The organism is Collinsella aerofaciens (assembly GCF_028207065.1).
Classification (GTDB): Bacteria; Actinomycetota; Coriobacteriia; order Coriobacteriales; family Coriobacteriaceae; genus Collinsella; species Collinsella aerofaciens_AR.
Map to the genome: position 1 here is coordinate 1 of NZ_JAQLFP010000044.1, position 11,517 is coordinate 11,517.

An 11,517-nucleotide genomic window follows, 5' to 3' on the forward strand; every position below is an offset into this window, starting at 1 on the left:
ATCGGTCGGAGGGGTGGCTTTGTAAAGCCGTTTGTCTCCACCCGCGTAGCGGGTGGTTTAAAGCTGGCCGCTGCGCGGCCAGCGGACTAAAGTCTTGAAATTAGTTCCGCCGTTCTACCGAACGGCGGACCCGCTGAAAGGCCCCGTCCCAAATTTGCTGCCCCACTCGCAACTTATCCCGCCGATGGAGTTGTTGCCGTTTCATTTGCCTGGGCCGTTTCGGCGTCGTCGCCTTGCTTGTCTTCGTCCTTTTGCGCATCGGCGATGGTGGAGGCCGCCGCAACGATACCACGCTGGGGCGCGACGCCCGTCTGGGTCTGAGCGCCCTCGACAACTTCTGTACCTGCATGCGCGAGCTCGGGCGATTTAAACACTGCGTCCAAGTTGGCGCCACCGCCGGCATAGCCAAGCGCAGCGAGTGCGATGACGATCACTGCAACGGCGGCCACGATCGGCACGTAGCGATGCCAGCCGGCGGGATTGAGCCCGCTGCGGCGAGCCGCCCCGCGGCTGATGTAGCCGAGCGTTCCGTCGTGCTTGAGCTTTGAGCCCACCACGCGTTTGCGGCCCCACAGCGAGGACTCTGCCTGCATTGCCAAGCGGGCGCTTGCCGAAGGATAGCCGTATTTAGTGCGCTTGAACGAGCCATCAAACCCCGAGGCGTGTTTGCCCCACGTCACCGATGTCGTGCGTCGGTTGACCGGCGCGGCACTCCGCCTTCTGCGGCTCGGTTTTGAAGTCTCAGCCATATGCCCTCGCACGCCGTAACCAAATCGAAACAATAACGCTTTGGACTGTAGCACACGCGTCGCGCGCGGTCACGGGCGCCTCGCTCAACGGTCATCGTCCTTCAGCAAGCGCCACAGAGTTGTACGGCTTATGCCCAGCACCTCCGCCGCACGGGTTCGGTTGCCGTGGAGATGGTCTACAACCAGATGCGCGATATCTCGCTCGGTATCGGCCAGCGGTCGCAGGATATACAGGTCACTTTCGAGCGTCGGGGCGCCAAAGGTTGCGGTCTTAATCACGTCCTCTTGGGCGAGCACTTCCTCCGCCACAGCGCGGTCCACCGTGCCCGCCCCCACCAATATATACAGTCGTTCCGAGACCTCGCGGAGCTGCAGATAGTTGCGCGGCCAGCGGTAAGCATCGAGCGTCTTCGTCGCCGCGGCAGACAGCGCGGGCGTTGCCGTCCCAAATGCATCAGCGAGATATTCCAAATAGCGCGCAACCTTCGTCGACGCGGCTCCCTGCTCGGCGATTGCCGGCGCCACGCTCACCGCACAGGCGAAGCGCTCGGTCACAAAGGCGGCTTGATCACTTTCGCTGCCGCCCGGCATGTCATTCGCCGTCAGCACCACATGGCAGCGCGTCGCCAACGCGGTGTCGGCCATCGTGGAGACCAGCTCGCGGAGGCGCTGGGGGCCAACCGCGTTCCAGCCCTCAATGCAAAGGGTCAGCCCTGTTTGGAACAACGGCGATTCGGCGCTTTTGAGCACATGGCGCCAACCGCGCTCGGTGAGCTCATCGAGCGCAACGGAAACAAAGGGCTGACCGGCAAAAGGACCGTCCAGATAGAGGCGCTTGGCGATCTCGACCTGACCCGCTCCCAGCTCGCCCTCGAGCATAAGGGGCACACCGCGCGCGTAACTCTCTGCAACCGGCGCAGCCACCGAGGCCGCCCCCTCAGCGATGCCGTACGCGCTCGATTCGTAGCGGGCCTCAACCTCGTCGGCGTTGAGCCACTCGATGCCCGCATGCGCCGCGGCGCCGCGCACCTCGCGGACCACGACGGCCCAAAGGCCCCCGCCCTCTTTGTCGGTGGGGCGAACGGTCAGGCTCAGGCGCGTACCCGCGCGCCCCATAACAAGACGCGCGCCGTCTCCTATACGGTCGAGGCGTTCGGCAACAAAAGTCGCCACATCCCGCTCAAGCGCCGCGTCATTCATGGTCGAGATCGCGACGTCCCCACGCGCATCGATTGCCAATGCCGAGGCCCCGGCAGCAGCCAGGGCCTCGGTCAAGATGTTCAGCTTGGCATCGCTATCCATGATTCGCCTCTGTCCGCAGCGACGTGCAACCGCCGACGGTCGCACGACCGAGTGTTTCAAAATTGAACGATATTGCTCACCAAACACTATAGGGCAGAAAGCGCCGTCCTGCGAGTATAGGTGTTGCCCCGCATCGCCATCCTGGCGGGGCGATAAGAGCTCTTCGGGACTTATAAACCTGCGGACAAGCCATACCCGCAAGAGCTCCTATCGCTCCACCGTGAGAATGCGCTCACCAGCACGCAGCACGCAAATAAGCTACTTCTCTACCAGATTCCCAGCACGTGCTGCATTCCCAAACTCATGCACGCAATGCCAATCCAGCAGCAAAAGCCCAGCGCGATGGGCTTGCCGCCCTTTTTGACCAGCTCAACGATATCGGTATTAAAACCAATAGCCGCCATGGCCATCACAATAAAGAATTTCGACAGCTCCTTGATGGGCGCCGTGATGGACACGGGAAGCTGAAACACCGTGGTGATCACACTCGCCAGCACAAAGAACAGCACAAACATGGGAAACGCGCGTTTAAGCGAGAACGTGCTCCTAGCGTCGCCGCCGGCCTTGCGCGCCAGATGCATCTGCCAGCAAGCAAGCGCCAGCGTGATGGGAATGATGGCCAGCGTCCTGGTGAGCTTGACCACCGTGGCGCTCTCGAGCACATTGGCGCCGGGATGCATGCTGTCCCAGGCGCTCGCCGCAGCCGTTACGGACGAGGTATCGTTGATGGCGGTGCCGGCAAACAGGCCAAAGCCCTCGTTGGTCAGCCCGAGCATGCCGCCGAGCGTCGGAAACACGAGCGCCGCGATAACGTTAAACAGGAAGATGACCGAAATAGCCTGGGCAATCTCGCGATCGTCGGCATCGATGACGGGTGCGGTCGCGGCGATGGCAGAACCGCCGCAAATCGACGAACCCACACCCACAAGCGTCGCGATCTTACCCGGCACGTTCATGACGCGGCAGAGCACAAAGGCGATGACAAGCGAGGTCGAGATCGTCGCCACGATAATCGGCAGCGACTGGGCGCCCTTGGACAGGATCTGGGAGAGGTTCATGCCAAAGCCAAGCAGGATAACCGCGTACTGCAAGACTTTTTTGGACGTATAGGTAACGCCGGCGGTGAGCTGTTCGCGACGATTCTTGGGAAAGACGAGCGCCAGGACCATGCCAAAAAGGATGGCAAATACCGGACCGCCGACCACCTCAATCTGTTTGCCGAGCAACGTCGCGGGGATAGCGATGATCAGGCAGAACAAAACGCCTTTCCAGCGCTCGCGTACGATATTTGCCAGTTGCATATGGGATTCCTTCTTTCTATTTCACGTTTGCGACGGCTTATGATACGGCAACATTGAGCGCAGCCTTGCGCAAACACAGACTAAGATGCCGCATTAGTTCTCAGGCAACAGCCGAATTACCCACCGCGGAGAGCTGATTCGCGGCATAATTAACAACTGACATATGAGTTTGATAGAACAGTTGCGAGGCGCTATGGAAGAATCGATGCACGTCGGCGAGCAGGAAACGAGTCTACAGGACCAGTCCTACCACACCATTCGACGCAAAATCGTCTACCTGGACTACAAGCCGGGCGAAAAGCTGGGCGTCAAGCAACTTTGCGACGACCTGGATATGGGGCGCACCCCTGTGCGCGAGGCACTGGTGCGTCTGGCGCAAGAGGGCCTGGTGCGCACCGTGCCCCAGAGCGGTACCTACGTCTCACCCATCAACCTCACCCTTGCCGAGAGTGCCTGTTACATCCGCGAGCATCTGGAAAAGCAGGTGATCGTGGAATGCTGTGCGCGCGCCACGTCGGCCGGCATCGAGCAGCTCGACCGTGCCATCGCGCTGCAGGAAAAGGCCATGGCCGAAGAGGATCGCATCGGCTTCTTTTTGAGCGACAACCTCATGCATCACATGATTTTTAGCATCGCATGTCGCAGCACCGTGTGGTCGTGGCTCGAAGAGACCAATGCCGACCTGGAGCGCTTCCGCTGGCTGCGCGCCGCCACGCAGGTTCTCGACAATCAGGACATCGTGAACGAGCACAAGCAGATTCGCCGCGCTATCGCCGGTCGCGACCCCATCGAAGCGAGCTTTTTGGTCAGCAAGCACCTGCACATGATGTTCCGCAACCAAACCGAGGTTCTGGACCAGTTCCCCGAGTACTTCGAGACCAGCAAGCTCCGCTAACCTGCCAAAAAGGGACAGGTTCATTTTGGCAGGTTTTATCTGGTCAAATGCAAAAAAGGCCCGGCTCCGTCTTGATGCGGAGCCGGGCCTTAGTCGCTAGAACGGCGGAACCAACTACTCGACCGTGACGCTTTTCGCCAGGTTGCGGGGCTGGTCGACGTCGCAGCCGCGCAGGATGGCGACCTCGCGGGCGAGCAGCTGCAGCGGGACACTCGCCGTGATGGGGCTGAACACGTCGCGGACTGCCGGCACGCGGATGATGCAGTCGGCAATCTTGTTGATCTCCTCGTCGCCCTCGGTGGCAACGACGATGACCTTGGCACCGCGCGCCTTGCACTCCATAAGGTTCGACACGGTCTTGTCGTAGGTGGCACTCTTGGTGGCCACAGCGATGACAGGGAAGCCCAGGTCGATCAGGGCAATGGGGCCGTGCTTCATCTCACCGGCGGCATATGCCTCGGCGTGCAGGTAGCTGACCTCTTTGAGCTTGAGCGCGCCCTCGTAGGAAATAGCGGCACCCATGCCGCGACCCACAAACAGTGCGGACTGCGCGTCCTTGCACAGCAGGGCGGCCTCATGAACGGCCTCGGTTTGGGTATCCAAAATCCACTGGATCTGCTCGGCCGTATCGGAAAGCTCGCGGAACAGCATGCGCGCCTGCTTGGTGGTCAAGCGGTACTTGACCTGCGCCAGCAGCAGGGCCAGCAGCGTCAGGCTCACAACCTGGCCGATGAAGCTCTTGGTCGAGGCGACCGCGATCTCCTTGTTGGCCTTGGTGTAGATGACGCCGTCGCTCTCACGCGCCACGGGGCTGCCCACCACGTTGGTGATGCCGAAGACCTTGGCACCCTTGATGCGCGCATCGCGGATGGCGGCGAGAGTGTCGGCCGTCTCGCCCGACTGGGACACGGCCACGACGAGCGTCGTCGGCGTGATGATGGGGTTGCGATAGCGGAACTCGCTGGCCGCCTCCACCTCGGTGGGGATGCGAGCCCAGCCCTCAATGAGATTCTTGGCAATGAGGCCAGCGTGATAGCTGGTGCCGCAAGCGATCACGTAGACGCGGTCGATGTCGTTGAGTTCCTCGAGCGAAAGGCCCAGCTCGTCGATGTCGAGCTCGCCGGCCGGTGTCATACGACCAACCAGCGTGTCGCGCACGACGCGCGGCTGCTCGTGAATCTCCTTGAGCATAAAGTCGGGATAACCGCCCTTTTCTGCCATGTCCAGGTCCCAGTCGATGTGGGTGACCTTGGGCTCGATAACGTTGCCGACCTCGTCGGTGTACTCGACGCCTGCGGGCGTGAGCTTGGCAAACTGACCGTCCTCGAGCACCACGACATCGCGGGTGGCGTCGATGAGCGCGATGACATCGGAGGCGACATAGGAGCCGGTTTCGCCCACGCCGACTACGATCGGGGAATCCTTGCGGGCCACGGCGATCACGCCGGGCTCGTCAGCGCACACGGCGGCCAGACCATAGGCACCGACCACGTGGGTGCAAGCCTCGCGCACGGAGGCCATCAGGTCGTGCGTCTCGGCATAGGCCTCTTCGATCAGATGCGCGAAGACCTCGGTATCGGTCTCGCTCTTAAAGTGGTGGCCGCGGCCCTCCAGCTCTTCGCGCAGCTCGGCGAAGTTCTCGATGATGCCGTTGTGGACGATGGCGATACGACCGTCGCAGCTGGTGTGGGGATGGGCGTTAACGACGGAGGGCTTGCCGTGGGTGGCCCAACGGGTGTGGCCGATACCGCAGGTAGCGTCACTGTCGATGTTGGAAAGCTCGCTCTCCAGGCCCGCGACCTTGCCCACGCGGCGGATGACGTCGAGGTGCGCCGCGGCGCCCTCACCCACCTCGAGCGCGACGCCCGAGGAGTCATAGCCGCGATACTCCATGCGCTTAAGGCCTGTGACCAGGATGTTCTTTGCAATATCAGAGCCGGTGTAGCCGACAATTCCGCACATAGGATAAATCCCTTCGTCCGCGTGACTGCAAAACGCCCACGCACAAGGGGCGCTGAGACGTATAACGTTCGAGTATTGTACTCACGCAAGTGCAAGCTGATATACCAGAAGTGGTATCTCAACTTAGATACCACCCGATGCACACACGTCCAAACCACCACGATGGGGACAGGCACCTTTGTGGTGGTTTGGACCGGGGCGGCGGCCTATCCCGGCGAAAGATCTCAATCTGTAACATCTGGGCCGCAATAAGCCGGCTTAGTGTTACAGATCGAGACATTACGGTTCGGCCCCAGCACTATGTCTCGATCCGTAACAGGTAGAGGCGGTTTTGCCGTCCAGATGTTACAGATCGAGACAATTGAAGGCCCGGGCGTCTCAAACCACCACAAAGGTGCCTGTCCCCTTCGTAGTGGTCGCGCTGGCAACGGCGTTTTCGCAGATAAAACCTGCCAAAATAAACCTGTCCCTAATTGGCAGGTTTTGACACCCTGGGGGCGGGCGATGCTACAATCGGACTTGTACTTGAAACGCATCAAAGGGGCCGCCATGGCAAAGGTAAAAATCAGCGACGTCGCGCGCGAGGCCGGGGTTTCGTTGGGCACGGTTTCCAACGCGCTCAACCACCCCGAAAAGCTGCGCCCCGAGACCCTCAAGCTCATCAACGAGACCATCAATCGCCTTGGCTACCTGCCCAACCAAAGCGCTCGCCAGCTGGCCGGCGGCACCACTAAGTCCTTTGGCCTTGTCCTCCCCCGTCTCGATCACGGCTTTTCGCTCCAGATTGCCAGCGGTGCCCACAACGAGGCACGCAAGCACGGCTATGACTTGCTCATCGCCAATGCCGATAACGACGACATTCTCGAGGATCATTACCTGCGCTATTTTATGGGCACGCAGATGTCCGGCGTCATGGTTCAGCCCATGGCGTCCCTCGATTGGCACCCCGCCATGACCAAGATTCCCGTCCCCATCGTCCATCTGGACGTCCATTGTTCAGAACCCGGTTACTACGTGGCCGCCGACAACGAGGCACAGGGGCGCATTATCGCCGAGCTCGCCATCGCCCGCGGCGCACACCGCATCGTCGTTGTAGGCCGAGCGGCATTTATGCAGCTCACCCTGCGCGTCCTTGGCATCCACAAGGCACTTGCCCTGCATCCCGATATCAAAATTGAGGTCATCGATGCCGGAGAGTGGAATACCGCAGCCGACGGCTACAGCATCGGTACCCAGATTGCCGAACGCCCTGCTGACGAGCGCCCCGATTTTGTCATCGGCCTGACTGACGTATTGGCCTCGGGCGTTATCTCGGCGCTGACCGACAAGGGCATTTCCGTCCCCGGCCAGATTCTTGTTGCCGGCTGCGATGGCAACCCGCTTGCCTGGAGCGGATCGGTACCCCTCACCACGGTTGCACCACCGGGCTACGAGATCGGCCGCAAGGGCGTGCAGCTGCTCATGGAACAAATCGAGGATAAACCTGCCGCCAAGACCAAACGAGTCCGCATCGGCTCCGCCGCGCGCACCGTCACCACGGTCACGGCCACCGAGGACATTAATCGTCAGGAGCTCGTGCGCCCCTTCTTGCTCGAGCGTGTGAGCACCCAAAAAGCCGAGCAGCACCCGACGGGCCCATCCGCGGCCCCAATAACCGACATCAACCTGGGCGCCTACTTGTAACAAAAAACGCCGCAACGGAAACAGGCCCGCTGCGGCGTTTTTTACTGGCCCCATGTGCCCTCCCCGTTTAGCCGGACCTGCAGCTACGGATATTTATGGAATGTAATCCATTTTTCATTAACTTTTTTGTTAGAATAGACTAAATTCCATATTTTTAGATATTTCCTATAAGTATTGATTTTGCTCCAGTTTTTTCTCGCCAAGAAAGGGGTTTCATGAATCTGATTGATCGCAAACAGTACCTCGACTGGCTCATTTCGTGGAAAGACTCGCACGTCATCAAGGTCGTTTCGGGCGTGCGAAGGTCCGGCAAATCAAAGCTATTTGAAATCTACCGCAGCTACCTGCGCGATCATGGAATCACAGGCGGCCAGGTTATATCCCTCAACTTTGAAGACCTGGAGTTCGAGTCGCTTACGTCGTATAGAGCACTCTACGACTACATTTCCGCCAGACTCGTCCCCGATAAGATGAACTACGTTTTTCTGGACGAGATACAGCACGTCGAGCATTTCGAAAAAGCCGTCGACAGTCTTTTTATCAAGGACAATGTCGACCTCTACATAACCGGTTCCAACGCCTATCTGCTCTCGAGCGAACTGGCAACTTTGCTCTCCGGTCGCTACGTAGAGCTCAAGATGCTGCCCCTATCCTTTAAGGAGTTTTGCTCGGCAAAAACCAATGACGGAAAGGCTCCCGCGCAGTTGTTTGACGAGTACATCACCCGGGGCTCTTTTCCCTTTATCGCCGAGACGGGCATTCAAGGACCCCAGGCGCGCGATTATCTTATGAGTCTCTACGATACCATCGTCATACGCGACGTTATCGAACGCCTGAAGGTCTCGGACGTCCCGACCCTGCGCGATATCACCAAGTTCCTACTCCATAGCATTGGAAACCGGATCTCGATTAAAAAAATCTCCGACACGCTCTCGTCCAACGGCAACAAAACCGACCAGAAAACCGTAGCCAAGTACCTCAAAGGCTTAACAGACAGCCTTGTGCTGTACTTTGCTCCGCGCTATAACGTGCGCGGTCGGCAGCTTCTTTCAACAAACGGCAAATACTACGCCGTTGACCTTGGACTTAGAGGCGCTCTCGTCAAAACCCAAAGCAGCGATATCGGTCATATCCTCGAGAATGTTGTTTATCTCGAGCTCCTACGCCGTGGATACGACGTCTACGTGGGCGATATCGACGGCGGGGAAATCGATTTTGTTGCCCTAAACTCAGACGAGACAGCCTATTTTCAGGTTTCAGCCACAACGCTCGACGAAACTACCCTCAATCGAGAGCTGGCCCCCTTTAAGAAAGTCCGAGACAACTATCCCAAGACGCTTCTTACGCTCGACACGCTGTTTGCGGACGCGAACTACGAAGGAGTCCGCAAGCGCAACGTGATCGACTGGCTCCTGGAGTAACTTGTAGCGTCATAACCCTCCGCCAGCTCCTTACCAAGGCCGCAGCCCCAGTCGCTTAAAGCACAATGCCCCTCTTATCGGCCAAAACAGCAATCTTGGCGTGATAAGAGGGGCTGACTGCGTCAGCGCCTCCACGCAGGCGCCGTTGCCGTCACCGTCCCGCGGGATCGGGCGCGGGGCATGGCGACTCGCGTGCGAACGCTAACACACGGCCTTGACCGCGGCCGTCAGATTGAACAGCGTATCGAGCACGGCCTCGCAGCCGTCCACCACGTCCTGCGGCAGCGGCACGATATCGGGGACGGCAAAGACGTGGCAGCCGGCCGTAATGCCCGAGACGCAGCCGTTGCGCGAATCCTCGACCACGGCACACTCCTCGGGAGCAAAGCCCGCGCGCTCGCAGGCGAGCAGATACATCTCGGGGTCGGGCTTACCGTGCACGACGTCCTCGCCGCAGGTCACCGTCTCAAACTTGTCAAAAAGACCGACCATCTTAAGGTTGCGCTCGGCCGTAACGAGACGCGACGACGTCGCTAGGCCCACGTGATAGCCCGCAGCCAGCAGCTCGTCTATGCACTCGGCGGCACCGGCCTTAAGCTCCAAATCGGTCTTGACTATCTCGTCGCGAATCTCCTTGTGGCGATGATAGATCGCCTCAGCGGTTTCTCTGCTGCCGTAATGCGCCTCAAGAATGTCCATGACATCGGGCAGCGTGCGACCGATAAACTGATGGATCAGCGCATCATCAATCGCGACCCCAAGCTCGGCGGCGCCCGCCTTCCACGCCTTGATGCCCAGACGCTCGGTATCGACCAGCGTTCCGTCCATGTCAAAAATAACAGCCTTAATCATATCGGTCCCCTCACCTGATTGCGTTACTGCCACTCTACCGCACTTTACAAACTTGTATATAACGTATATAGCATATTGCACTTTCGTTACATAGGTAGAAATCTTATGACAAGCAGCCCGGTAGGATTATAGTTTTCGACCGAGTACTCAATGGCAAGGATCGTTTCATGTTTTCAGACACCACCGCACCTGCAGAGGAGCTTCAGGACAAACTCGCAGCGCTCGAGCGGCTGCTTTTGGCATATGGACGCGTCGCCATCGGCTTTTCCGGCGGCGTCGACAGCAGCTTTTTGGCCGCGGTCTGCGCCCGTATCATGCCCGCCGACACGCTTCTCGTTCACCTCACCACGCCGCTCATCGGCACGCCCGAACAGACCTCGTTTGAGCGCTCCGTTGATGGACAAGCCAATGAGGGGCCGCATTTTAAGCTCCCCGTGCTCAATCTTTCGGTCGATCAGCTGCAGCTCCCCCAAGTAGCCTGCAACGATGCCAATCGCTGCTACCACTGCAAGCATGCCGGCTTTACCGCTATCGTCAACCACGCCAAGTCGCTCGGCTTTTCCACCGTCATCGATGGCAGCAATGCAAGCGATCGCGGTGACTACCGCCCCGGCATGCGCGCGGCAAAAGAGCTCGGCGTACGCTCCCCTCTCATGGAGGTCGGCTTTACCAAGGACGAAGAGCGCGAGCTGCTGCGCGTATGGGGCTATCCCGTTTGGAACCTGCCGGCGGGAGCCTGTCTTGCCACGCGCGTCCCCACGGGCGAGGAGCTTACGCGCGATAAGATCGATTTAATCCGTACCTGCGAGGACTACCTGCACGATCTTGACCTGGCGCAGGTTCGCGCGCGCTTGGTCGGCAGCTGCATGCATATCGAGGCCGCCCCCGCAGATATCACCAAGATTGCCGCCCTCGGCGGCACCGCCGTCGATGCCGAGGGCAAAACCCCGCTGCCCGCCGCCATCGAGTCCGCGCTGCGCAAGCTGGGCTGCGGTCACATCTCCCCCGAGGTTACCCCCTATATCCACGGCAACATGAACCTTTAAGTTACGCCGTTTTACAAACGGCGTAACCGCTCGGCGCTGCGCAGGCCCCGGGCACGGCAATCTGACGTTCACCTGCACGGGCGCGACCAAAAGGTCAGCGCCCGCTTGTTTCACGTCACCTTGCCGCACCCGGAGCCCGCTCGCTCGCATATGCACAACCTGGACTGCGTTAACTGACCTGTCAAAAAGGGACAGGTTTATTTTGGCAGGTTTTATCTGGGGAAACGCAATCAGAACCACCCTTAAAAAGGGTGGTTTGCTCTTAGGGTATAACCCACGGGCCCCGGGCTCGCGTCTAAAGGCGCG

General features: G+C 59.5%; 9 protein-coding genes. 4 read left to right on the top strand and 5 right to left on the bottom strand.

Annotated features, from left to right (window positions below; translation table 11 throughout):
* Positions 1 to 173: 173 nt before the first annotated feature.
* The 3 genes from PMX72_RS09775 to PMX72_RS09785 all read right to left on the bottom strand — a co-directional run bounded on the left by PMX72_RS09775 (position 174) and on the right by PMX72_RS09785 (position 3,352).
* The gene (locus PMX72_RS09775; protein WP_148334224.1) at positions 174 to 749 is read right to left on the bottom strand and encodes a hypothetical protein; all 576 of its coding nucleotides are present in this window, start codon (positions 747 to 749) and stop codon (positions 174 to 176) included.
* A gap of 84 nt (positions 750 to 833) precedes the next feature.
* Positions 834 to 2,051: a helix-turn-helix domain-containing protein gene (locus PMX72_RS09780; protein ID WP_035138737.1), complete on the bottom strand. Its 1,218-nt coding sequence runs from the start codon at positions 2,049 to 2,051 to the stop codon at positions 834 to 836.
* A 266-nt stretch (positions 2,052 to 2,317) separates the two neighbouring features.
* Positions 2,318 to 3,352 (bottom strand): YeiH family protein, encoded by a 1,035-nt coding sequence (locus PMX72_RS09785; protein WP_271729045.1) that lies wholly within the window; start codon positions 3,350 to 3,352, stop codon positions 2,318 to 2,320.
* 193 nt (positions 3,353 to 3,545) lie between these two features.
* Between PMX72_RS09785 and PMX72_RS09790 the strand changes: the two genes are divergently transcribed.
* Entirely contained in the window at positions 3,546 to 4,247 is a 702-nt protein-coding gene (locus tag PMX72_RS09790; RefSeq protein ID WP_226790702.1) for a GntR family transcriptional regulator, read from the top strand.
* Between the two features lie 114 nt (positions 4,248 to 4,361).
* On the opposite strand, the gene glmS is transcribed toward PMX72_RS09790, so the two are convergent.
* Entirely contained in the window at positions 4,362 to 6,209 is a 1,848-nt protein-coding gene (gene glmS / locus PMX72_RS09795) for a glutamine--fructose-6-phosphate transaminase (isomerizing) (RefSeq protein WP_271729044.1), read from the bottom strand.
* A gap of 549 nt (positions 6,210 to 6,758) precedes the next feature.
* Between glmS and PMX72_RS09800 the strand changes: the two genes are divergently transcribed.
* Both PMX72_RS09800 and PMX72_RS09805 read left to right on the top strand, forming a co-directional pair.
* Positions 6,759 to 7,892, top strand: a complete 1,134-nt coding sequence (locus PMX72_RS09800; protein WP_233502682.1) for a LacI family DNA-binding transcriptional regulator — start codon at positions 6,759 to 6,761, stop codon at positions 7,890 to 7,892.
* A 215-nt stretch (positions 7,893 to 8,107) separates the two neighbouring features.
* Complete coding sequence (locus tag PMX72_RS09805; protein ID WP_124786633.1) at positions 8,108 to 9,313, top strand: ATP-binding protein; 1,206 nt, start codon at positions 8,108 to 8,110, stop codon at positions 9,311 to 9,313.
* Positions 9,314 to 9,514: 201 nt separating this feature from the next.
* On the opposite strand, the gene PMX72_RS09810 is transcribed toward PMX72_RS09805, so the two are convergent.
* Positions 9,515 to 10,165, bottom strand: coding sequence for an HAD family hydrolase (locus PMX72_RS09810; protein ID WP_271729043.1), 651 nt, complete (start codon positions 10,163 to 10,165; stop codon positions 9,515 to 9,517).
* Positions 10,166 to 10,332: 167 nt separating this feature from the next.
* Between PMX72_RS09810 and larE the strand changes: the two genes are divergently transcribed.
* Positions 10,333 to 11,211, top strand: a complete 879-nt coding sequence (larE, locus tag PMX72_RS09815; RefSeq protein ID WP_271729042.1) for an ATP-dependent sacrificial sulfur transferase LarE — start codon at positions 10,333 to 10,335, stop codon at positions 11,209 to 11,211.
* Positions 11,212 to 11,517: the final 306 nt, after the last annotated feature.

Coding starts and splice junctions, on each gene's coding strand:
- PMX72_RS09800 (WP_233502682.1), top strand. CDS start 6,759: ATGGCAAAGGTAAAAATCAGCGACGTCGCGCGCGAGGCCGGGGTTTCG.
- glmS (WP_271729044.1), bottom strand. CDS start 6,209: ATGTGCGGAATTGTCGGCTACACCGGCTCTGATATTGCAAAGAACATC.
- PMX72_RS09790 (WP_226790702.1), top strand. CDS start 3,546: ATGGAAGAATCGATGCACGTCGGCGAGCAGGAAACGAGTCTACAGGAC.
- PMX72_RS09805 (WP_124786633.1), top strand. CDS start 8,108: ATGAATCTGATTGATCGCAAACAGTACCTCGACTGGCTCATTTCGTGG.
- PMX72_RS09810 (WP_271729043.1), bottom strand. CDS start 10,165: ATGATTAAGGCTGTTATTTTTGACATGGACGGAACGCTGGTCGATACC.
- PMX72_RS09775 (WP_148334224.1), bottom strand. CDS start 749: ATGGCTGAGACTTCAAAACCGAGCCGCAGAAGGCGGAGTGCCGCGCCG.
- PMX72_RS09780 (WP_035138737.1), bottom strand. CDS start 2,051: ATGGATAGCGATGCCAAGCTGAACATCTTGACCGAGGCCCTGGCTGCT.
- larE (WP_271729042.1), top strand. CDS start 10,333: ATGTTTTCAGACACCACCGCACCTGCAGAGGAGCTTCAGGACAAACTC.
- PMX72_RS09785 (WP_271729045.1), bottom strand. CDS start 3,352: ATGCAACTGGCAAATATCGTACGCGAGCGCTGGAAAGGCGTTTTGTTC.